This is a genomic window from Streptomyces sp. NPDC056580 (assembly GCF_042793175.1).
GTDB lineage: Bacteria > Actinomycetota > Actinomycetes > Streptomycetales > Streptomycetaceae > Streptomyces.
Genome location: NZ_JBHTVE010000012.1, coordinates 181,151 through 201,560, shown reverse-complemented (window position 1 = coordinate 201,560; position 20,410 = coordinate 181,151). Strand labels below are relative to the sequence as shown.

General features: G+C 73.7%; 18 protein-coding genes. 8 read left to right on the top strand and 10 right to left on the bottom strand.

Features of this window, described 5'->3' with window-relative positions; genetic code table 11:
- Window positions 1–246: 246 nt before the first annotated feature.
- The 4 genes from araD to ACFQ9Z_RS26715 form a co-directional block, all read right to left on the bottom strand.
- Window positions 247–1,980 (bottom strand): L-arabinonate dehydratase, encoded by a 1,734-nt coding sequence (gene araD, locus ACFQ9Z_RS26730; RefSeq protein WP_383023608.1) that lies wholly within the window; start codon window positions 1,978–1,980, stop codon window positions 247–249.
- Window positions 1,977–2,888 carry a dihydrodipicolinate synthase family protein gene (locus tag ACFQ9Z_RS26725; RefSeq protein WP_383023604.1) on the bottom strand — a complete coding sequence of 304 codons (912 nt, stop codon included), beginning with the start codon at window positions 2,886–2,888 and terminating at the stop codon, window positions 1,977–1,979. Before ACFQ9Z_RS26725 ends, araD begins: the two co-directional genes overlap by 4 nt.
- The gene (locus ACFQ9Z_RS26720) at window positions 2,885–3,538 is read right to left on the bottom strand and encodes a GntR family transcriptional regulator (RefSeq protein WP_383023600.1); all 654 of its coding nucleotides are present in this window, start codon (window positions 3,536–3,538) and stop codon (window positions 2,885–2,887) included. The genes ACFQ9Z_RS26725 and ACFQ9Z_RS26720 overlap by 4 nt, the downstream gene beginning before the upstream one ends.
- Window positions 3,539–4,236: 698 nt before the next feature.
- Window positions 4,237–4,815 carry a TIGR03086 family metal-binding protein gene (locus ACFQ9Z_RS26715; RefSeq protein WP_383023597.1) on the bottom strand — a complete coding sequence of 193 codons (579 nt, stop codon included), beginning with the start codon at window positions 4,813–4,815 and terminating at the stop codon, window positions 4,237–4,239.
- Between the two features lie 177 nt (window positions 4,816–4,992).
- Here ACFQ9Z_RS26715 and ACFQ9Z_RS26710 point away from each other — a divergent pair, with 177 nt between their 5' ends.
- A complete protein-coding gene (locus ACFQ9Z_RS26710; protein ID WP_383023594.1) occupies window positions 4,993–6,225 on the top strand; it encodes an MFS transporter in 1,233 nt (410 codons plus the stop codon).
- On the opposite strand, the gene ACFQ9Z_RS26705 is transcribed toward ACFQ9Z_RS26710, so the two are convergent.
- Both ACFQ9Z_RS26705 and ACFQ9Z_RS26700 read right to left on the bottom strand, forming a co-directional pair.
- Window positions 6,162–7,325: a hypothetical protein gene (locus ACFQ9Z_RS26705; protein WP_383023589.1), complete on the bottom strand. Its 1,164-nt coding sequence runs from the start codon at window positions 7,323–7,325 to the stop codon at window positions 6,162–6,164. The genes ACFQ9Z_RS26710 and ACFQ9Z_RS26705 overlap by 64 nt on opposite strands.
- Window positions 7,322–8,263 carry a 5-dehydro-4-deoxyglucarate dehydratase gene (locus ACFQ9Z_RS26700; RefSeq protein ID WP_383023586.1) on the bottom strand — a complete coding sequence of 314 codons (942 nt, stop codon included), beginning with the start codon at window positions 8,261–8,263 and terminating at the stop codon, window positions 7,322–7,324. Before ACFQ9Z_RS26700 ends, ACFQ9Z_RS26705 begins: the two co-directional genes overlap by 4 nt.
- 237 nt (window positions 8,264–8,500) lie before the next feature.
- Here ACFQ9Z_RS26700 and ACFQ9Z_RS26695 point away from each other — a divergent pair, with 237 nt between their 5' ends.
- The 7 genes from ACFQ9Z_RS26695 to ACFQ9Z_RS26665 all read left to right on the top strand — a co-directional run bounded on the left by ACFQ9Z_RS26695 (window position 8,501) and on the right by ACFQ9Z_RS26665 (window position 15,849).
- Window positions 8,501–9,310 carry an NAD-dependent epimerase/dehydratase family protein gene (locus tag ACFQ9Z_RS26695; RefSeq protein WP_383023582.1) on the top strand — a complete coding sequence of 270 codons (810 nt, stop codon included), beginning with the start codon at window positions 8,501–8,503 and terminating at the stop codon, window positions 9,308–9,310.
- Window positions 9,311–9,578: 268 nt separating this feature from the next.
- Window positions 9,579–10,349: a DeoR/GlpR family DNA-binding transcription regulator gene (locus ACFQ9Z_RS26690; RefSeq protein ID WP_383023578.1), complete on the top strand. Its 771-nt coding sequence runs from the start codon at window positions 9,579–9,581 to the stop codon at window positions 10,347–10,349.
- A 104-nt stretch (window positions 10,350–10,453) separates the two neighbouring features.
- On the top strand, window positions 10,454–11,824 hold the full coding sequence (locus ACFQ9Z_RS26685) for an ABC transporter substrate-binding protein (protein ID WP_383023575.1): 1,371 nt from the start codon (window positions 10,454–10,456) through the stop codon (window positions 11,822–11,824).
- The gene (locus ACFQ9Z_RS26680; RefSeq protein WP_143637703.1) at window positions 11,821–12,759 is read left to right on the top strand and encodes a carbohydrate ABC transporter permease; all 939 of its coding nucleotides are present in this window, start codon (window positions 11,821–11,823) and stop codon (window positions 12,757–12,759) included. The genes ACFQ9Z_RS26685 and ACFQ9Z_RS26680 overlap by 4 nt, the downstream gene beginning before the upstream one ends.
- On the top strand, window positions 12,756–13,601 hold the full coding sequence (locus ACFQ9Z_RS26675) for a carbohydrate ABC transporter permease (RefSeq protein WP_383023570.1): 846 nt from the start codon (window positions 12,756–12,758) through the stop codon (window positions 13,599–13,601). The genes ACFQ9Z_RS26680 and ACFQ9Z_RS26675 overlap by 4 nt, the downstream gene beginning before the upstream one ends.
- Window positions 13,598–14,587 carry a zinc-dependent alcohol dehydrogenase family protein gene (locus ACFQ9Z_RS26670; protein ID WP_383023567.1) on the top strand — a complete coding sequence of 330 codons (990 nt, stop codon included), beginning with the start codon at window positions 13,598–13,600 and terminating at the stop codon, window positions 14,585–14,587. The genes ACFQ9Z_RS26675 and ACFQ9Z_RS26670 overlap by 4 nt, the downstream gene beginning before the upstream one ends.
- 71 nt (window positions 14,588–14,658) lie before the next feature.
- Window positions 14,659–15,849, top strand: a complete 1,191-nt coding sequence (locus tag ACFQ9Z_RS26665) for a TerD family protein (RefSeq protein ID WP_383023886.1) — start codon at window positions 14,659–14,661, stop codon at window positions 15,847–15,849.
- A 19-nt stretch (window positions 15,850–15,868) separates the two neighbouring features.
- On the opposite strand, the gene ACFQ9Z_RS26660 is transcribed toward ACFQ9Z_RS26665, so the two are convergent.
- The 4 genes from ACFQ9Z_RS26660 to ACFQ9Z_RS26645 form a co-directional block, all read right to left on the bottom strand.
- Window positions 15,869–16,480 carry a TetR/AcrR family transcriptional regulator gene (locus ACFQ9Z_RS26660; RefSeq protein WP_383023564.1) on the bottom strand — a complete coding sequence of 204 codons (612 nt, stop codon included), beginning with the start codon at window positions 16,478–16,480 and terminating at the stop codon, window positions 15,869–15,871.
- A 74-nt stretch (window positions 16,481–16,554) separates the two neighbouring features.
- Window positions 16,555–17,202 (bottom strand): 2'-5' RNA ligase family protein, encoded by a 648-nt coding sequence (locus ACFQ9Z_RS26655; RefSeq protein ID WP_383023561.1) that lies wholly within the window; start codon window positions 17,200–17,202, stop codon window positions 16,555–16,557.
- A gap of 74 nt (window positions 17,203–17,276) precedes the next feature.
- Complete coding sequence (locus tag ACFQ9Z_RS26650) at window positions 17,277–18,728, bottom strand: alkaline phosphatase PhoX (RefSeq protein WP_383023883.1); 1,452 nt, start codon at window positions 18,726–18,728, stop codon at window positions 17,277–17,279.
- 174 nt (window positions 18,729–18,902) lie between these two features.
- The gene (locus ACFQ9Z_RS26645) at window positions 18,903–20,330 is read right to left on the bottom strand and encodes a hypothetical protein (RefSeq protein ID WP_383023558.1); all 1,428 of its coding nucleotides are present in this window, start codon (window positions 20,328–20,330) and stop codon (window positions 18,903–18,905) included.
- Window positions 20,331–20,410: the final 80 nt, after the last annotated feature.

Sequence of the window (20,410 nt, the reverse complement as noted above, 5' to 3'; positions counted from 1 at the left end):
TCGATATCAAGCCATCGGGCGAGAGGCCCCCGCGCCGTCCCCGGCCGGACGCGCCGTCAGCGCTCCTTCCAGGGGGCCCAGTCCCCGAGGTGGCGGAGGCACGGCGCCGCCTGGGTGGCGCGGGCGGTTCCGCCACGGCTGCGGCTTGGGTCATGACTGTTCTCCGTTCGCAGTGGGGCGGTGAAACGGGAGCAGGAGGCGCTTGCTTCCCACGCATGGGGGAAGCACTTCCGTGGTGGGGCGGGGTCAGCCGGCGTAAGGGTCCGGCACGGTGCCCTGACGGGCCAGGAACTCGAAGTCGCAGCCGGTGTCGGCCTGGGTGATCTGCTCGTTGTAGAGGGCGCCGTAGCCGCGCTCGTAGCGGGCGGGCGGCGGGGTCCACTCGCCCCGCCTGCGCTCCAGTTCCGCGTCGTCGACGTGGAGCCGGAGGGCGCGGGCCCCGACGTCCAGGGTGATGAGGTCGCCGGTGCGCACCAGCGCCAGCGGTCCGCCGACGTACGACTCCGGCGCCACGTGCAGCACGCAGGCGCCGTAACTCGTGCCGCTCATCCGGGCGTCGGAGATCCGCACCATGTCCCGCACGCCCTGCTTGAGCAGGTGGTCCGGGATGGGGAGCATGCCGTACTCGGGCATGCCCGGGCCGCCCTTGGGGCCGGCGTTGCGCAGCACGAGCACGCTGTCCGCCGTGATGCGCAGCGACGGGTCGTTGATGGTGCGCTGCATCGTCCGGTAGTCGTCGAAGACGACCGCGGCGCCGGTGTGCCGCAGCAGGCGGGGCTCGGCGGCGATGTGCTTGATGACGGCGCCGTCCGGGCAGAGGTTGCCGCGCAGCACCGCGACCCCGCCCTCGCTCGCGACCGGGTTGTCCCGGGTCCGGATGACGTCGTCGTCGTGCACCCGCGCTCCGGAGATCTGCTCGCGCAGGGTGTCGTGCGAGACGGTCGGCCGGTCCAGGTGGAGCAGGTCCGGGATCCGGGAGAGGAAACCGGGCAGGCCGCCCGCGAAGTGGAAGTCCTCCATCAGGTGCCGCTGTCCGCCGGGGCGGACGTCGGCGAGGACCGGGACCGTGCGGGCGATGCGGTCGAAGTCGTCCAGGGTGAGCCGCACTCCGGCCCGGCCGGCCATGGCGATCAGGTGGATCACGGCGTTGGTGGAGCCGCCGAGGCCGAGGACGGTGGTCACGGCGTCCTCGAAGGCCTCGCGGGTGAGGATGTCGCTCGGCCTGCGGTCGCGGTGGATCAGGTCGACGACGGTCATGCCCGCCCTGGCCGCCATCCGGTCGTGCCCGGAGTCCACCGCCGGGATGCTCGACGCGCCCGGCACCGTCACGCCGAGCGCCTCGGCGGCGGCGGTCAGCGTGGACGCCGTGCCCATGGTCATGCAGTGGCCGGGCGAACGGGCCAGGCCGCTCTCCAGCTCGGTCATCTCGCAGTCGCCGATGAGACCGGCTCGCTTGTCGTCCCAGTACTTCCACATGTCGGTGCCGGAGCCGAGGACCTCGCCGCGCCAGTGGCCGGGGAGCATGGGCCCGGCCGGGACGAAGACGGCCGGCAGGTCCACCGAGGCCGCGCCCATCAGCAGGGCGGGCGTGGACTTGTCGCAGCCGCCCATCAGCACCGCGCCGTCGACGGGGTAGGAGCGCAGCAGCTCCTCCGTCTCCATGGCGAGCATGTTCCGGTAGAGCATCGGGGTGGGCTTCTGGAAGGTCTCGCTGAGGGTGGAGACCGGGAACTCCAGCGGGAAGCCGCCCGCCTGCCACACCCCGCGCTTGACGGCCTGGGCGCGGTCGCGCAGGTGGACGTGGCAGGGGTTGATGTCGGACCAGGTGTTGAGGATCGCGACGACCGGCTTGCCGAGGTGCTCCTCGGGGAGGTAGCCGAGCTGGCGGGTGCGGGCGCGGTGGCTGAAGGAGCGCAGGCCGTCGGTGCCGTACCACTGGTGGCTTCTGAGGTCCTCGGGAGCGCGGCGGGGGGCGTTCATGTCGACCACCCGGCGGTGATGGCGGCGACCTCGGCCCGCTCGTCCGCGGGCAGCTGCTTGCTCGGCGGGCGGACGTCCCGGCGGCACAGGCCGAGCGCGGCCAGCGCCTCCTTGACGACGGTGACGTTGTCGGCGTTGCCGTGGGCGGCGCGCAGTTCCTCGAAGCGGCGGATGCGTTCCCAGACCTTCATGGCGGCCGGGAAGTCACCGGAGCGCAGCGCCTCGATCATCTCCCGCGAGACGGCCGGGGCGACGTTCACCAGCCCCGAGGTGAAGCCGGTGGCTCCGGCCGAGAAGTACGAGGGCGCGTACGGCTCGGCGAGGCCGGCGACCCAGACGAAGCGGTCGAGCCCCGCGTCCCGGGCGAAGGCGGCGAAGCGCGCGGCGTCCGGGACGGCGTACTTGACGCCCATGACGTTCGGGCACTGGTCGGCGAGTTCGGCGAGCCGGGCGCCGGCCAGCCGCTCGTTGCGGATGTAGGGCACCACGCCCAGTTCGGGCACGGACTCGGCGATGGCGCGGTGGTAGTCGACCCAGCCGGCCGCCGAGACGTACGGGTGCACGGGCTGGTGGACCATCACCATCGCGGCGCCGGCGTCGCGGGCGTGCCGCGCGGAGTCGACGGCGGTGGACAGGTCGTGGCCGATGCCGACCAGGACCACGGCACGGTCGCCGGCCTCGTCCACGGTCAGCTCGGTGACCAGCCGGCGCTCCTCGGGGGTGAGGGCGTAGAACTCGCCGGTGTTGCCGTTGGAGGTGATGGTGGTGATACCGCCGTCGAGCAGGCGACGCAGCAGCGACCGGTGGGCGTCCCGCTCGACGGAGCCGTCCTCGGCGAACGGGGTCACCGGGATGGCCACCACGTCGGCCAGGGCCGCCCGCTGGGTCTCGAACGTCACGCCGCTCATTCCTGGCCTTCCTCCGGGTGCTCGGGGATCGCCCGCCCTACGAACGACGCGATGTGGGTGTGCAGGGCGCTCGCCGCGCCGTCCGCGTCGCCCTCCAGCGCGAGCCGCAGGATGTCCCGGTGCTCGGCGGCCTCCCGCCCCCAGGAGGGGTCGGCCGCCCAGGCCACGGCGGCCACCAGGGCGGCCTGGTCGCGGACCTCGTCGAGCATCCGGCCGAGCAGCGGGTTGCCGCACGGCAGGTACAGGGCACGGTGGAACTGGCGGTTGGCCAGGGAGCGTTCGGCGGTGTCGGTGGCGGCGTCGGCGCGCGCCAGCGCGTCCCGGGCGGCGTCGAGGGACGCACCGCGCCGCACCGCCCGGCGCACCGCCTCGGGTTCCAGCAGCAGCCGGACGTCGTAGACCTCGCGCGCCATGTCCGCGTCCACCATGCGCACCGTGACGCCCTTGTACTGGCTCATCACGACGAGCCCGGTCCCGGCGAGGGTCTTCAGCGCCTCCCGCACCGGGGTCTTCGACACCCCGAACTGCGCGGCCAGTTCCGTCTCGACCAGGGCCTGGCCGGGCGTCAGCTGCCCCGTCAGGATGCGGTGTTTGATCGCGTCCAGCACGTACTGCGTGCGGGACGGGATCGGCGTGGGCACAGAGGTCATACGGCCCTCTCGGATCTCGCGTATCGCGTCTCATATATGACGTACGGAGTACGACGCGTTGAAGGTAGGAGGGGGCCCGTGTTTCGTCAATGCTTGCGGCAGAGGATGTCCTGGTTGCCGCGAGACGCCCCGGACTTCGCGGCTGTCGCCCCCCGCGGCGGCCCGGGTGGGTCCGCGGGAGGCCTCGGCGTGTTCGCCACCGCGATGCCCGTCGAGGTCCGCCTCGCGCGGGAAGATGTCGGCGCGGGCGGTGAGCCGGAGGTTCCGGTGCCGGACGTCATGGCCGTCGCACCGGGGCCGGAAGACGATGACGCCCTGAGGAAGCCGACGGGCGCGCGCGGAAACCCGCCGGCCGGCGCGCGCGGGCCTGCGGCGCGTACACCGGAACGGGCGCCGCGGGGATCGGATCACGGTGAGCCGGGCGGGATCCGTGTGCCGCTGCAACGTCGCGAACGTGCCGGGCCCCGCGTCCACCCCACCTCGGCGCTCCCGCCGGCGTGCGGGACGGGCACGGGCGCCGGGACCCACCCGCTTCGGCCGGGGAGGCGTCCGCCCCTCCCGGCCGTCCGACAGGCACTCTCGCATGAGGCATCCCCGGCGCCGGTGGCGGGCACGGACAGCGGCGGAAGCGAGCAGCACCGGTCTCGGCCGAAGCCGAAGGAAGCCGAAGCCGGGGCCGCTGCCGGGTCAGGCGGGCTTCACGGGCGCCGGCCCGGGTCGCGGCCGCTCAGGCCGATCGTGCGGTCCAGGAGGGACGCGGTGGGCGGGACCGCGACGACCGGGCCGAACGGGGCGTCGCCCCGGGACGGGTCGTCGGCGGCGGCGAGGAAGCCGTGGGCCGCCTCCAGGGCGGCGGGGTCGGGCTCGTAGGACTGGCCGGTCGCGCGGGCCAGGTCCCAGCCGTGGACGACGAGTTCCTCGGCGGCGACCGCGCCCGCGACCGCCCCGGGCAGCTCCACGCCGCCGGCCCGGGTGGCGCCGGTCCAGGCGGCCGGGTCGCGCCAGGCGTCGGCCAGTTCGTCCAGCGCCTTCGGCAGGTCCTCGCGCCAGCCTGGGCCGATGTCCGGGACGGCGGCGTCGGGACGGGTGTCGGTCGTCGCGCCGAAGTCCTTGCGGGCGGCGTCCCGGAAGGCCACCGACAGGTGCAGGATGTGGGCGAGCAGGTTCCGCACCGCCAGGTCCGGGCACGGCGTGGCGGCCGTGAGCCGCTCGTCGGCCACGGCCTCGGCGAGCCGTGCCACGATCCGGGTCTGCGGGCCGAGATCCACCATGCTCATGGGTCGCTCCTTCGAGTTCGCGCTGTCCGTACCAAGGGGTGACCGTGCGGCCCGCCGGAACTCATCGGCGCCGCCCGGCCGCTCCCACGGCGGACGGCCGGGCGGCGCCGGACCGCGCTCGCGATTAGGGCATCCTGCCGATGCCGGGCCCCCGTCTCAGGCCCACGATGGGCAGGCATGACGACTTCCTGGTCCCTGGTCCGCGTCCTGCGGAACCGCAGCGCGGCGCTGTACCTCGCCGGCGTGGTGGTGTCCGCCTTCGGCACCTCCTCGCTGTGGCTGGCATCGGGGGTGTGGGTGAAGGACCTCACGGGGTCCGACGGCCTGGCCGCCCTGAGCGTGCTCGCCCTGTGGGCGCCCACGCCGGCGGGTCCGGCGCTCGGCGCGCTCGCCGACCGGATGCGGCGCAAACCCCTGCTCGTCGCGTCGAACCTGTGCCTGGCGGCGCTGCTCCTCACCCTTCTCACCGTCGACTCCCCCGGCCGGCTGTGGCTGCTGTTCGCCGTGCTGTTCCTCTACGGCGCCATCGGGGTCGTACACGACGCCGCCGAGTCGGCCCTGGTCGCCGCCGCCGTCGCGGCTGACCTCCTCGGCGACTTCAACGGGCTGCGGACGACCCTCACGGAGGGCATGAAGCTCGTCGCCCCGCTGACGGGAGCGGGCCTCTACGCGCTCCACGGCGGTCCCGCCGTGGCCTGTCTGGACGCCGTCACCTTCGTCCTCGCCGCCGGGCTGTACGCCCTGCCGCGGGTGCGCGAGGAACGGCCCGCACGGGCCGGCGACGGCCGGCGGCGCCGGACCGCGCAGGGCGTCCGGCACCTGTGGGGCCACCCCGTGCTGCGCCCCCTGGTCGCGGCGGGCGGCACGGCCATGCTGCTGGCCGCGCTCGCCGGCTCCACGGTGTACGCCGTCGTCGACCGTCTCGGCCACTCCCCCGCGTACGCGGGTGTGCTGTACGCCTTCCAGGGCGCCGGTTCGGTGGCGGCCGGGCTGGTCTCGGGGCCCGCGCTGCGCCGCATGGGCGCGCGCCGGTTCGCGGCGGCCGGGATCGCGCTGACCGGGATCGCGGTGGCGGCGCGGGCCGTGCCGTCGGACCCGGTGCCCCTGGCGGCCGGCGTGGTGAGCGGCCTCGGCCTCCCCTGCGTGCTGGTGGCCGCGTTCACCGCCGTCCAGCGGGAGACGCCCGGCCCGCTGCTCGGCCGCGTGACGGCCACCGCCGGCACGCTGGTCTTCGCCCCGAACGTCCTGGGACTGGGTGCCGGGGCCGGCCTGGTGGAACTGGCCGGCGTGGGACTGCTGCTGCCGCTCTACGGCGCCGCGCTGCTCGCGACGGCGGCCGCTCTGGCTCACCGCCCGGACAGCGCCTCCCGCACCGCGGACAGGTCGTCGTCCGACGCCAGTCCGGCGTGATACAGGCGCAGTTCGGTCGCGCCCTCGGCACGCGCGCGTGCCGCGTCCGAGGCCAGCGTGGCGGGGCTGCCGCCCATGCCGGTGACCACCGTGAAGTTGGCCGCCAGGACCTTCCCTCCGTCCGCCCGCCCGGCGAACGGCGCCAGCGGTCCGGTGCCGCCGGTGCACGGCACCACCACCCCGTCCGCGACCCCGAGGACGTGGGCGGGATCGACGCCGGCGTTGGCGCCGCAGTGGTAGGGCACCGGGTCGGCGTGCAGCAGGACCTGGAAGCCCCCGGGCGCCGCGGCGCGCACCGCGGCGACGGCCTCCTCCTGGAGCGTGCGGGCGACGGTGTCGCGCCACGCGCGCGTGGCGGCCGCCGTGTCCTGTCCGAGGAGCTTCTCGACCGCCGGCCAGCCCCCGTCGTCCGCCGCGCCCCGCCACAGCGGCTCCAGCGCCGCGCGCACGCCGGCCGCGAGCCGGGCGGGGTCCAGCCCCTGCTCGCCGTAGCCGGCTCCGCAGGACGGGCAGAAGCACAGGGACATCAGGTACTGCCCGGCGTCCCCGAGGCCGACCCCGGAGGTCTTGTCGTGCGCGTGCAGATGCTGCAGGCCGTACCAGCCGAGGGACTCCAGTTCGGTGCCGTGCGCGCCGGGGCGCACGGCGGCCTCGGCGGCCAGGTCGACCAGGTACGCGCGCGTGGCGGGCTGCGCGATGCACGGCGCCCACGGGTAGCGGTCGCCGTAGGCGTTGACCACCGAGGTGTCCGGGTGTTCGGCGCCCAGGCGGGAGTTGTGCGCGAGGACGACCCAGGTGTGCACCTCCAGCCCGGCCGCGGCGAGCGCCGCCGCGGCCTCGCCGTAGGCGTCCCCCGGGGCCCAGCGTCCGGCGGGGTACGGGCGCAGGCCGCGGCCCGCCCAGCGCTCGCCCGGCGGGTAGAGGACGGCCGCGTACTCCGCCGTGACGATGCGGTGCCGGGGGTGGCGGGGGGTCAGGGCGCGGGTGGAGTGGTAGGCGGAGGCGAGGGTGACCTGTCCGGCGCCGAGCGAGGCGATCCGCGCGGGGGCGTCCGGGTCGCCGGCCACGTCCCAGGGGTAGACGAACGCGGACGCCTTCACTCCGTCTCCTCCAGCAGGGCGTGCCCGCGCTCGATGAGCCGGGCGAGCTGCTTGACGTGGTCCTCGTCCGGCTCGTGCAGCGGCGGGCGGACCTCGCCCACGTCCAGGCCGCGCAGCCGCACGCCCGCCTTGACGAGCGAGACGGCGTAGCCGCGGCCCCGGGCGCGCAGTTCGACGAACGGGCGGTAGAAGCCGTCCAGCAGGCGCCGCACGGTGGCCTCGTCGCCCGAGCGGAGCGCCCGGTGGAAGGCCAGGGCGAGTTCGGGGGCGAAGCAGAAGACGGCCGAGGAGTACAGGGTGATACCGAGGGCCCGGTAGGCGAGCTGGGTCTGCTCGGCGGTCGGCAGCCCGTTGAAGTACAGGAAGTCGCCAGGGGCCTCGGTGCGCACGGCGCTGACGATCCGCTGCATCAGGTCCAGGTCGCCGAGTCCGTCCTTGAGGCCGGCGATGCCCTCGGTGCGGGCGAGTCCTACGACGGTCCGCGGGGTGAAGACGGCGTTGTCGCGCTGGTAGACGATGACGGGCAGGGCGGTCGCGTCGGCGATCTCCCGGTAGTGCCGCAGCAGTCCCTCCTGGCCGGCGACGACGAGGTACGGCGGCATGGCGAGCAGCCCGTCGGCGCCCGCCTCCTCGGCGAGGCGCGCGTAGCGGACGGCGAGCGCGGTGCCGTACCCGGCGCCGGCGACGACGGGCACCCGCCCCCCGGCCGCCTCGACGGCCGTCCGTACGCAGACCTCGAACTCCTCGGGGAGCAGCGCGTGGAACTCCCCGGTGCCGCAGCAGGCGAAGACGGCGGCGGCGCCGGCCGCGACGCCCTCGCGCACATGGGCGCGGTAGACGTCGAGGTCGACGGAGCCGCCGGGGCCGTAGGCCGTGACGGGGAAGAACAGGGGCCCGCTCGGGTCGTGGAGCCGGGCGGCGAGAGGGGCTGGCGTCACGAGCGCTCCCTGTCGGTGCATGTCTCTGATCGACGTCCATATTTCTGAACAACTGCACGCTACGGGCCCCTTTCGGCCCGGGTCAAGCGTCCAGCCACGCAACACAGCGCCGGATTTCCCCACCCCACAGCACCCTTGACTGGATCAGTCAGCGCTTTCTAGCGTGTCCACGCATGTGAATGACGTCCCGGCACACGGCCGTTCGTCACTCGTCACAGGTGATCAAGGAGACCGAGGATGCCCGCTCCCCGCACCGTTCTGCTCACCGGCGCCGCCGGCGGGCTCGGCACCCTGATGCGCTCCCTGCTGCCGGAGTACGGCTACACGCTGCGGCTGTTCGACGTGCGGCCCGTCGAGGGCGAGCCGGACGCCGTCACCGCCGACCTCGCCGACACCGGTGCGCTGCGCGAGGCGGTGCGCGGCGTGGACGCGGTCGTCCACCTCGCGGGCATCTCCCTGGAGGCCCCGTTCGAGAAGATCCTCAGGTCGAACATCGAGGGCACCTACAACCTGTACGAGGCCGCCCGCCTCGAAGGCGTGCCCCGGATCGTCTTCGCCTCCTCCAACCACGCCGCCGGCTTCACCCCGGCCCCGCGCCCCGGCGAGGCGCTGATCCCCGTCGACACCCCGCGCCGCCCGGACACCTTCTACGGCCTGTCCAAGTGCTTCGGCGAGGACCTCGCCCAGCTCTACTGGGACAAGCACGGCCTGGAGACCGTCTCGGTGCGCATCGGCTCCTGCTTCCCGGAGCCGACCAGCGTGCGCATGCTCTCGGTGTGGATGAGTCCGGCCGACGGCGCCCGTCTCCTCCACGCGGCCCTGACCGCCGAGGGCGTCGGCCACACGGTGGTCCACGGCTCCTCGGCCAACACCCGCCTGTGGTGGGACCTCACGAGCGCCCGGGCGCTCGGCTACGACCCCCAGGACGACTCCGAGCCGTGGGCGGAGAAGCTCATCGCCGAGCAGGGCGAACTCGACCCGGCGAACCCGGCGCACAGCCACCTCGGCGGCCACTTCGTGACCGACCCGCCGATCTGGCCGTACTGACGCGGCCGGCCGGTGCGGCCGGAAAAGGGCGTTCACGGCGGCGGGCGGGCACCGAACGGGCCCGCCCGCCGCCGTGTTCGGGCATCCGGGCCGCCCGATCCCACCGCGTCCCGGACGGCCCCGCAGGTCCGCGACGGGCACGGCTCGCCCGAAACGGGCACACCCGGGCAGGATCGGGCCCGCAACAGGCCTGGTCAGCGCCGCACACCCGCTGTAGAACTTCCCCCAGGGCCCGAACGGGCAGGCCGGCGGGGAAGCGGGTGAGGACATGAGCACCAGGACGGCGGAGGAACGCCGGCGCGAGATCGTGCGGGCCGCGCGCGCCACCGGCTCGGTCGACGTCTCCGTGCTCGCCACCGACCTGGGCGTGGCCAAGGAGACCGTCCGGCGCGACCTGCGCGCCCTGGAGGACCACGGCCTGGTCCGCAGGACGCACGGCGGCGCCTATCCGGTCGAGAGCGCCGGCTTCGAGACGACGCTCGCCTTCCGCGCCACCAGCCACGTCCCGGAGAAGCGCCGGATCGCGGCCGCCGCGGCCGAACTCCTCGGCGACGCGGAGACGGTGTTCGTGGACGAGGGCTTCACCCCGCGGCTCATCGCCGAGTCCCTGCCGGCCGGCCGGGCGCTGACCGTGGTCACCGCCTCCCTGCCGGTCGCGGGCGCACTGGCCGAGGCCGAGAACGTGTCGGTCCTGCTCCTCGGCGGCCGGGTCCGGGCCGGCACCCTGGCGACCGTCGACCACTGGGCCACCCGGATGCTGGCCGGCTTCGTGATCGACCTCGCCTACATCGGGGCCAACGGCATCTCCCGCGACCACGGGCTCACCACCCCCGATCCCGCGGTCAGCGAGGTCAAGACCCAGGCCGTCCGCGCCGCGCGGCGCACCGTCTTCGCGGGCGTGCACACCAAGTTCGGGGCGGTCAGCTTCTGCCGGTTCGCCGAGATCGGCTCACTGGAGGCGATCGTCACGAGCACGCTGCTGCCGGCCACCGAGGCGCACCGCTACTCCCTGCTGGGCCCGCAGGTCATCCGGGTCTGAACACACGGGCCGCAGATCCGGGCCCGCTGCTCCGCACCGCCTTCCCCAGGGCACTGCCACACCCCTGAACGCCCCTTATCTCCCCATACATCCAGGAGCGATCCATGCGCATCCCGAGCCGACGGAGGCCGCGAGCCGCGCTCGCCACGGCCGCCGCGGGGACGCTGCTCGCCCCGCTGCTCTCCGGCTGCTGGGCCGGTGCGGGCGGGACCGGTTCCGGCGGCGACTCCATCAACGTGCTGATGGTCAACAACCCCCAGATGACCGAGCTGCAGAAGCTGACCGCCGCCCACTTCACCAAGGAGACCGGCATCAAGGTCAACTTCACGGTCCTGCCCGAGAACGACGTCCGCGACAAGATCAGCCAGGACTTCGCCAACCAGGCCGGCCAGTACGACGTGGCCACCCTGTCCAACTACGAGATACCGATCTACGCCCGCAACGGCTGGCTGCACGACATGGACGGCTACGTCGCCAAGGACCCCTCCTACGACGAGCAGGACGTGCTGAAGCCGATGCGCCAGTCGCTGACGGCGGACGACGGCAAGCTCTACGGACAGCCCTTCTACGGCGAGTCGTCGTTCCTGATGTACCGCAAGGACGTGTTCGCGGCGAAGGGCCTGAGGATGCCCGCCCGCCCCACCTGGACGCAGGTGGCCGACCTCGCCGCGAAGGCGGACGGCGCCCGGCCCGGCATGAAGGGCATCTGCCTGCGCGGACTGCCCGGCTGGGGCGAGCTGATGGCGCCGCTCACCACCGTGGTGAACACCTTCGGCGGCACCTGGTTCGACAAGGACTGGAAGGCACGGCTCGACTCGCCCGAGTTCGAGAAGGCGACGAAGTTCTACGTCGGCCTGGTGCGCGAGCACGGCGAGTCCGGCGCCGCCCAGTCCGGCTTCGCCGAGTGCCTGAACGGGATGACCCAGGGCAAGGTCGCCATGTGGTACGACGCCACCAGCGCGGCCGGCCTGCTGGAGGCGGCCAAGTCCCCGGTCCGGGGCAAGCTCGGCTACGCCCCCGCGCCCGTCGAGCGGACCGGCTCCTCCGGCTGGCTCTACACCTGGGCCTGGGGCATCCAGCAGGCCTCCCGCAACCCCGACAAGGCCTGGAAGTTCGTCTCCTGGGCGTCGGGCAAGGGCTACGAGCGGCTGGTCGGCGAGACCAGCGGCTGGCCGAACGTCCCGGCGGGCAAGCGGGCCTCGACCTACACGAACGCCGACTACCGCCGGTCCGCCGCGGCCTTCCAGGAGCCGACCAGGAAGGCCATCGAGAACGCCCGCCCGAACGACCCCGGCGTACAGCCGCGGCCCGCGCCCGGCATCCAGTTCGTCGGCATCCCCGAGTTCACCGACCTCGGCACCAAGGTCTCCCAGGAGATCAGCGCGGCCATCGCCGGACGCCAGTCCGTCGACTCGGCCCTGAGGAAGTCGCAGGCGCTCGCCGAGAAGATCTCCGAGGAGTACGAGGGACGATGACAGCGACGACCACGGCACCGATCGCGACCACACCCGCACGGGCGGCACACCGTCCCCCGGCCCGGCTGCGCGCCTGGGCCACCCGGGCCCCGCTGCTGCCGGCCCTCGTCTTCATGATCGTCGTGACCCAGCTCCCGTTCGTGGCCACGCTGGTGATCTCCTTCTTCGACTGGAACGCCCTCTACCCCAAGGCCCGCCGCTTCACCGGCCTCGACAACTACCGCCAGGTGCTGACCGACGCGGACCTGCGCCACTCGGTGTGGACGACCCTGCTGCTGACCGTGGCGGTCGTGCTGGCCAGCCTGGTCCTCGGCCTGGCCCTCGCGCTGCTGCTGGACCGCCGGTTCCGGGGCCGGGGTGTCGTGCGCACCCTGCTCATCGCGCCCTTCCTGGTGGTGCCCGTGGCGGCGGCCCTGCTCTGGAAACATGTGCTCTACAACCCTGAATACGGATTGCTCAATGGGCTCTTGCACTATGTGGGCGGCCCACAGCCGGACTGGATCTCGAACACCCCGCTGCTCGCGGTCGAGGTCTCCCTGGTGTGGCAGTGGACCCCGTTCATGATGCTGATCCTGCTGGCCGGACTGCAGAGCCGGGACCAGCAGCAGATCGAGGCCGCGCGGGTCGACGGCGCGAGCGGCTGGCAGATCTTCCGTCATCTGACCCTGCCCCATCTGCGCCGCTACCTCGAACTCGGCGCCCTGCTGGGGTCGATCTACATCGTCCAGAACTTCGACGCGGTGTTCACGATCACCTCCGGCGGCCTCGGCACCGCCAACCTGCCCTACACCGTCTACCAGAGCTTCTACCAGGCCCACGAGAACGGTCTGGCCTCGGCCGCCGGCGTCCTGGTGGTCATCGGCTCCATCGTCATCGCGACCCTCGCCCTGCGCGTGGTGTCGTCCCTGTTCCGCGAGGAGGTGTCCCGCGCATGAGCGCCACCGTCGTCAAGCGCAGGGTGCGCACGGGAACCGGCCTGGGTCTGGTGGCCTGGCTGGCCGGCGTCGTGTTCTTCCTGCCCATCGCCTGGATGGCCCTGACGTCCTTGCACTCCGAGGCGGACGCGGCGACCAACCCGCCCTCCTTCGCCGCCTCCCTCACCCTGGACGGCTACCGTGAGTTCTTCGGCACCGGCGGCGGGGCGAGCCCCTGGCCCGCGCTGATCAACTCCACGGTGGCCTCGGTGGTCTCCACCGCCTGCGTGCTGCTGCTCGCCCTGCCGGCGGCGTACGCGCTGTCGATCCGGCCGGTGCGCAAGTGGACGGACGTGCTGTTCTTCTTCCTCTCCACGAAGATGCTGCCGGCCGTCGCGGGCCTGCTGCCGGTCTACCTGTTCGCGAAGAACGCCGGGCTGCTCGACAACATCTGGCTGCTGGTCGTCCTCTACACCTCCATGAACCTGCCGATCGCGGTGTGGATGATGCAGTCCTTCCTCGCCGAGGTGCCGGTCGCGGTGATCGAGGCGGCCCGCGTGGACGGGGCCCGGCTGCCGACCGTCCTGGCCCGAGTGGTGGCCCCGATCGCGCTGCCCGGCATCGCGGCGACCGCCCTGATCTGCTTCATCTTCAGCTGGAACGAACTGCTCTTCGCCCGGGTCCTGACGGGCGTGGTCGCCGAGACCGCCCCCGTCTTCCTGACCGGCTTCATCACCAGCCAGGGCCTGTTCCTGGCCAAGGTGTGCGCCGCGTCGCTCGTCATCTCCCTGCCGGTGCTCGCCGCGGGGTTCGCCGCCCAGGACAAGCTGGTCCAGGGCCTGTCGTTGGGAGCCGTGAAATGAAGGCCGCCGTCATCGAGTCCGTGGGCCGCGCCGTCGTCACCGAGGTCCCCGACCCCACGCCGGGGCCGCGCGAGGTCGTCGTGGAGGTCGCCGCGTGCGGCCTGTGCGGCACGGACCTGCACATCCTGCAGGGCGAGTTCGCGCCCAAGCTGCCCATCGTCCCCGGGCACGAGTTCGCGGGCGAGGTGGTCGGCGTCGGCGCCCAGGTCACGGAGGTCGCGCTCGGCGACCGGGTGGCCGTGGACCCGTCCCTGTACTGCTACGAGTGCCGCTACTGCCGCACCGGCCACAACAACCTGTGCGAACGGTGGGCCGCGATCGGCGTGACCACGGCCGGCGGCGCCGCGCGGTACGCGGTGGCCCCGGTGGCCAACTGCGTCAGGCTGCCCGAGCACGTGCGCACCGAGGACGCGGCCCTGGTGGAGCCGCTGTCGTGCGCGGTGCGCGGCTACGACGTGCTGAACTCGCGTCTGGGCGCCCACGTGCTGATCTACGGTTCGGGGACGATGGGCCTGATGATGCTGGAGCTGGCGAAGCGCACCGGTGCGGCGAGCGTCGACGTGGTCGACCTCAACCCGGCCCGGCTCGAGACGGCGCGGCGGCTCGGCGTCTCGGCGTCCGCGGCGAACGCGGACGAGCTGGACCGGCCGCAGGGCTGGGACGTGGTCGTCGACGCGACGGGCAACGCGGCGGCCATCCAGGACGGCCTGGACCGGGTGGCGAAGGCGGGCACGTTCCTGCAGTTCGGGGTGGCCGACTACGCGACCCGGGTGACCGTCGACCCGTACCGGATCTACAACCAGGAGATCACCATCACCGGCTCCATGGCGGTGCTGCACAGCTTCGAGCGGGCGGCGGAGCTGTTCGCGAACGGGGTGCTGGACCCGGAGGTGTTCATCAGCGACCGGATCTCGCTGGAGCGCTACCCCGAGGCGCTGGAGCAGTTCGCGGCGGGCGTGGGCCGGAAGATCGTCGTGGTGCCCTGAGCCGAACGGGGGTCTGGCCGTCGGTAAGGGAACGGTAAAGCGGTGCCGTTCGTTCACCCGGCATGACAGCTATGACCCCCGGCTCGAACATCCCTCTCTCCGCCGCCCGCGTGACGGTGGACGTCGCCGCCCCGGTGCGGCTCGACGTATCGGGCCTGCTGCTCACCGCCGACGGCAAGGTGCGCTCCGACGACGACTTCATCTTCTACAACCAGCCCGGCGGCCCAGGTGTGACGTACCGGTCCGGCGGCGGTGCCGCGCCCGACGCGATCGAGGTCGACACCGCCGCCGTGCCGCCGGACATCGAGAAGATCGTGGTCACCGCGAGCCCCGACGCGGCGGGTCAGACCTTCCAGGGCATCGAGCCGACGGCCACCGTCCGGGACGCCGCCGGATCGGTGCTGGCCACGTTCACGCCGCCGCGGCTCGGCTCCGAGACGGCGCTGGTGGTCATGGAGATCTACCGCCGCAACGGCCAGTGGAAGGCCCGCGCCGTCGGCCAGGGGTACGCCAACGGGCTGGCCGGCATCGCCACGGACTTCGGCGTGACCGTGGAGGAGCCCGCGGCCGCGCCGGCCGCGGCCCCCGCCGCCCCGCCCGCACCGCCGGCCCCCGCCGCGCAGGCGCCCGCCGCTCCGCCGCGGCCCGCCGCTGCCCCGGCCCCGGCCCCGGCGCCGGGCAGCGGCAAGGTCAACCTGGACAAGGGCCGGGTCAGCCTCCAGAAGAACCAGACCGTGTCCCTGGTCAAGGGCGGCCGCCCGCTGCTCTCCATGGTCCAGATGGGCCTGGGCTGGGAGCCCGCGTACCGCGGCAAGGACATCGATCTGGACGCGTCGGTCATCGCCTACGGTCCGCAGCGCAACCCGGTCGACAGCTGCTACTTCGGCAAGCTGTCGATCCTGAACGGCGCGATCAAGCACTCCGGCGACAACCTCACCGGCGAGGGCGGCGGCGACGACGAGGTGATCGTCGTCGACCTCGGCAGGATCCCGCAGGAGGTCACCGGTCTGGTCTTCACGGTCAACTCCTTCTCCGGCCAGAAGTTCACCGAGGTCGCCAAGGCCTACTGCCGCCTGGTGGACCCGGCCTCGGGAGAGGAGCTGGTCCGCTTCGACCTGACCAGCGCCGAGCCGCAGACCGGCGTGATGATGGCCAAGCTCATCCGGCAGTACTCCGGCGAGTGGGAGATGACGGCGATGGGCGACTTCGTGAAGGCGCGCACGGTGCGCAACATGGTCGACCCGGGAGCCCGGGCGCTGTAGGCGCCGCCCGCGACGACGGTCAGGGGCGCCCTCGCGGGGGGCGCCCACCGGCCGGCCGGTCCGGCCGCCCGTGCAGGCCCTCCATCAGCAGGGTCAGATACCGGCGGATCTGCCCGCCCTGCCCGTCCGCGAACTCCGAGGCCGTCGCCACGCCGTGCGCCAGCCGCAGCAGTTCGACCGGCTCGACGTCGGCGCGCAGGGCGCCCTCGGCCCGGGCCGCCGCCACCAGCCGGGCGGCCGCGTCCCGGACCGGGGCGCCGCAGACCGGGACCGGTGCCGTCCCGCCGTCCATGACGGCCGAGCCCAGCAGGGCCTTCAGCCCGCGCACCCGGATCGTCCCGGCGCACAGCTCGTTCAGCCACTCCACCAGCGCCGCACCGGGCGGCAGGCGCCGGGCCAGCTCGTCGGCCCGCGCGGCGAGCGCCGCCATCCGGTCGGTGTACGCGGCCTCCAGCAGCGCCCGGCGGTTCGGGAAGTGCCGGTACAGCGTCCCGGAGCCCACGCCGGCGCGCCGGGCGATGTCGTCGAGCGAGGCGTTCTCCCCGTGCTCGGCGAAGACCTCCGCCGCCACCCGCAGCAGCCGCTCGTAGTTGCGCCGGGCGTCCGCGCGCATGGGTCTGGCCCGTGTCATCCAGAAGCTCCTCGCGAACCGTGGCCGTTCCCGAAGAGTACTGGCAGTGTTTCCCGCCGGACCGGCGGCGGCGGTCACGGCGGCTCGTACCCGGCGCCCGCCGGTCCGGGTCCGGGACGGCGGCGCGTCTCGCCGGTGCCCAGGGTGATCGTGGCGCGGACGCGCATGGGCCCGTCACCGCGACGGGACAGCACACAGATCCCGGCCACTCGCGCGGGCAGCGCACCGAGCCGGGCGGCGCACTCGGCCGCCAGCTCGCGCGGGGCACGGGTGCGGCCGAGCGAGAGGTGCGGGGTGAAACGCGGGAAGCGGTCCACGCAGCACGGGAAGGGCTGCGCCAGCGCGTCCCGCAGCCGTGTCCAGGGGGCGAGGCCGGCCGCGGCGGGGTCGAGCCACACGGTGGCGCAGGCACGGTGGCGGAAGAAGCGGACGCCGTCGAGCCGGATGTCGAAGGGCTCGCGGTCCGCGGCCGCCGCGGCCAGCAGCGGGAGCGCCGCCGGGAAGTCCTCCTCCGGTACGAAGCCGAAGAGCAGGTTCACATGGGGCGGCCACCGGCGGATCTGCGGGTCGTGCTCGGCCCTGATCCGCTGGACGGCGGGCCACAGCGGGTCCGGGGGCAGCCAGGCGACGGCGGTCCGGGGCGTGGGCGCCGACGCGAGGCGCCCGGGGACGGCGGCCGGACCCGACCGCCCGGCCGGACCGGGCGTCGCAGGGCGGGGCACGCCTCCATCATGACCCCGCCCGCCGTCGGCCGCCGCCCCTCAGGACACCGCCCGGCCGGAGGAAACCGGCCGGTTCAGCGCTGCTGCCGCTTCCACGGGCCCGTGATGGCGAGCATGATGCCGGGCGTCTGGATGTTGGCGTACAGGGTCCTGCCGTCGGGCGAGAAGGTGACGCCGGTGAACTCGCTGTACTCGGGCTCCTCGGCGGTGCCGAGGTTCAGCTCGTTGCGGGCGATGGGGTAGGTGCGGCCGCTGTCCGTCGCGCCGAACAGGTGCTGCACGCCCTCGCCGTCCTCGGCGATGACCAGGCCGCCGTACGGGGAGACGGTGATGTTGTCCGGGCCGTCGAAGTTCCCGTCGGCGGACGGGTCCGGATTGACGCCGATGAGCACCTTCAGCGTCAGGGTGCGGCGTTTGGGGTCGTAGAACCAGACCTGGCCGTCGTGCTGGACGGGGCTCTCCGCACGGGCGTAGGAGGAGACGATGTAGGCGCCGCCGTCGCCCCACCACATGCCCTCGAGCTTGCGGGCGCGGGTGATCTGGCCCTCGCCGAACTGCTTGCGGGTGGAGACCTGCTTGGCGTCGCGGTCCGGGACGGTGACCCAGTCGACGCCGTACACCGTGCCGGTCTTCGTGGCGCGGGAGAGGTCGTCGACGAACTGACCGCCGGAGTCGAAGCACTTGAAGGCCTGCAGGACGCCGACGTCGTCGGCGAGGGTGCGCAGCTTGCCGCGGCCGTGGCGGAAGCCCTCCGGCGGGGTCCAGCGGTAGAGCAGGCCGTTGGGCCCGGAGGCGTCCTCGGTGAGGTAGAGGTGACCGCGCTTGGGGTCGACGACGACGGCCTCGTGGGCGTAGCGGCCGAGTGCCTTGACCGGCTTGGGGTCGCGGTTGGCCCGGCGGTCCTCGGGGTCGACCTCGAAGACGTAGCCGTGGTCTTTGGTGAAGCCGTTCTTGCCGTCCTTGTCCTCGGTCTCCTCGCAGGTGAGCCAGGTGCCCCACGGGGTGCTGCCGCCCGCGCAGTTGGTGGCGGTGCCGGCGATGCCCACCCATTCGGCGACCTCGCCGCCGCGGCGCACCTCGACGACGGTGCAGCCGCCTGCCGCGGCCGGGTCGTAGACCAGGCCCTCGGTGAGCGGCACCGGGTGCGGCCACTGGGCGCGGGCCCCGGCGAGTTCGTGGTTGTTGACGAGGAGCGTGGTACCGCGGGGCCCCTCGAAGGCGGCGGTGCCGTCGTGGTTGGACGGGGTGAACTCGCCCGACTCCAGCTTGGTCTTCCCGCTGTGGGTGATGACCCGGTACTTGAAGCCGGCGGGCAGCGCGAGGATGCCGTCGGGGTCGGGGAGCAGGGGGCCGTAGCCGACGCCGTGGTGTCCGTGCCCGTGCGCCGGACCGCCGTCCGCGCTGCCGGTGTCCGTGGCGGCGAGGGCGCCCGGGGCGGTGGCGAGGGCGCCGACGCTGCCCGCGAGAGCGACTCCGGCACCGGTGATCGCGGATTTTCTGGCGAAGTCCCTGCGGCTGAGCGACATGGTGTCTCCTGTGACGGTGGGCGTGCCGTGGAGGGTGGCGTCCTGAGGTCGGCGCTCACGCTCCCGCCCGTTGCTGAACGGGAGTTGAACGCCCGGCTGCTTCAGGGGTGCCTGTTCCATGAATCCGCATGCACTGCCCAACCGCCGGTAAAGGAACCGGCCGCGGCCCGCCCCTCAGCCGCCCTGCTGGGAGCGCGCCTTGAAGGCGGCCTTGCGCGCCTCCTTGGCCACCTTCTTGTCCGGGTGCAGCCGTCCCATCGCCTCCAGCACGTCCGCGGTCGCGGGGTGGTCCACCCGCCACGCCGCGGCGAAGAACCCGCTGTGCCGCTCCGCCAGTCCTTCCACCAGGGCCTGCAGTTCCTCGGAGTTGCCCTCGGCCTGGAGCTGCGCGGCGAGCGTGTCGACGGTCAGCCAGAACACCAGCTCCTGGGAGGGGGCGGGCACGTCCGAGGCGCCGTGTTCGCTGAGCCAGACCCGGGCGAGCCCGCCCAGTTCGGGGTCGTCGAGCACGTCCCGCAGCGCCGGCTCGGCCTCCGGGCCGAGCAGCGACAGCGCCTGCTGGCAGCGCAACCGGCGCAGCGGCGCACCGGCGTCGGCGCCACGCGCCGCCGCCAGCAACTCGCCTGCGGCGGCGAGCGGTTCACGCCGGTGCAGCCACTGCTCGGTCTCGGCGCGGGCGGCGGACTGGCCGAAGCGGGCGGTGCCGTCGAGCAGCGCGTCCGCCCCCTTGTCGGCGAGTTCGCCGACCGCGGGCGCCTCGAACCCGGCCTTCAGCAGCCGCGCCCGCAGCCCGTAGGCGCCCAACGGAGTCAGCCGGACCATGCCGTAGCGGGAGACGTCGGTGTCGTCCACCGGCGCGGCGGGTTCCTCGTCGGCGTCGGCCATCAGCGCCTCGTCCACCGGCTGGTACTCCACCAGACCGACCGGCTCCAGCATCCGGAACTGGTCGTCGAGCCGCATCATCGCGTCGGAGACCTGCTCCAGGACGTCGTTGGTGGGCTCGCCCATGTCGCTGGGGACGATCACCGAGGCGGCGAGGGCGGGCAGCGGCACCGGGGCCTCACCGGCGCCGCCCTCACTGACGGTCAGCGCGTAGAGGGTGCCGAGGACGCCGTCGAAGAACTCCGCCTCGGCCTCCGGGTCCCAGCCGAGTGACTCGAAATCGACCACGCCGCGCTCGTCGACGGCGTCGAGCAGGCCGTCCAGGTCGGGCACGCTCGCGTCCGCGACGACCGTCTCCAGGGCGCTGAGCCACACGGTGAGCACGTCGTGCGGGGAACCTCCGGTGAGCAGCGCCAGTTCCTCGCCGGCCGCCACCGTCCCGGCCTCCTCGTCGGTGACCGCGACCAGACCGGCGTCCACGGCCACCCGCCAGGCCTCGCCGGCGTGCGCGGCGGCCTCGTCGCCGCTCAGCCCGAGCAGTTCGGCGGCGGCCGGCAACTGCTCCTCGACCAGTCCGCCGGCGGCGTCGACCCGGGTGCCGGGCCCGGCCCAGCGGGCGAGGCGGGCGGCGCGGGAGAGCAACGGTGTGGACAGCGCGGCGAGCGCCAGCTCCGCTTCGGGACGCAGCCGCACCGGCGGCAGGGGGGAGCTGTCTGACATCGGCTGATTCTCCTCGGACCGTGAAAGGGCTCAGCCGCTCAGCCTAGACGGATTTCCACCCATGCCGCCCGGTTCATCTC

Bases quoted from the DNA above. Each gene is read 5' to 3' on its own strand.
- ACFQ9Z_RS26660 (WP_383023564.1), bottom strand. From the start codon at position 16,480: ATGACACGGGCCAGACCCATGCGCGCGGACGCCCGGCGCAACTACGAG.
- ACFQ9Z_RS26725 (WP_383023604.1), bottom strand. From the start codon at position 2,888: ATGAGCGGCGTGACGTTCGAGACCCAGCGGGCGGCCCTGGCCGACGTG.
- araD (WP_383023608.1), bottom strand. From the start codon at position 1,980: ATGAACGCCCCCCGCCGCGCTCCCGAGGACCTCAGAAGCCACCAGTGG.
- ACFQ9Z_RS26695 (WP_383023582.1), top strand. From the start codon at position 8,501: ATGCCCGCTCCCCGCACCGTTCTGCTCACCGGCGCCGCCGGCGGGCTC.
- ACFQ9Z_RS26710 (WP_383023594.1), top strand. From the start codon at position 4,993: ATGACGACTTCCTGGTCCCTGGTCCGCGTCCTGCGGAACCGCAGCGCG.
- ACFQ9Z_RS26645 (WP_383023558.1), bottom strand. From the start codon at position 20,330: ATGTCAGACAGCTCCCCCCTGCCGCCGGTGCGGCTGCGTCCCGAAGCG.
- ACFQ9Z_RS26690 (WP_383023578.1), top strand. From the start codon at position 9,579: ATGAGCACCAGGACGGCGGAGGAACGCCGGCGCGAGATCGTGCGGGCC.
- ACFQ9Z_RS26675 (WP_383023570.1), top strand. From the start codon at position 12,756: ATGAGCGCCACCGTCGTCAAGCGCAGGGTGCGCACGGGAACCGGCCTG.
- ACFQ9Z_RS26685 (WP_383023575.1), top strand. From the start codon at position 10,454: ATGCGCATCCCGAGCCGACGGAGGCCGCGAGCCGCGCTCGCCACGGCC.
- ACFQ9Z_RS26720 (WP_383023600.1), bottom strand. From the start codon at position 3,538: ATGACCTCTGTGCCCACGCCGATCCCGTCCCGCACGCAGTACGTGCTG.
- ACFQ9Z_RS26715 (WP_383023597.1), bottom strand. From the start codon at position 4,815: ATGAGCATGGTGGATCTCGGCCCGCAGACCCGGATCGTGGCACGGCTC.
- ACFQ9Z_RS26665 (WP_383023886.1), top strand. From the start codon at position 14,659: ATGACCCCCGGCTCGAACATCCCTCTCTCCGCCGCCCGCGTGACGGTG.
- ACFQ9Z_RS26680 (WP_143637703.1), top strand. From the start codon at position 11,821: ATGACAGCGACGACCACGGCACCGATCGCGACCACACCCGCACGGGCG.
- ACFQ9Z_RS26670 (WP_383023567.1), top strand. From the start codon at position 13,598: ATGAAGGCCGCCGTCATCGAGTCCGTGGGCCGCGCCGTCGTCACCGAG.
- ACFQ9Z_RS26650 (WP_383023883.1), bottom strand. From the start codon at position 18,728: ATGTCGCTCAGCCGCAGGGACTTCGCCAGAAAATCCGCGATCACCGGT.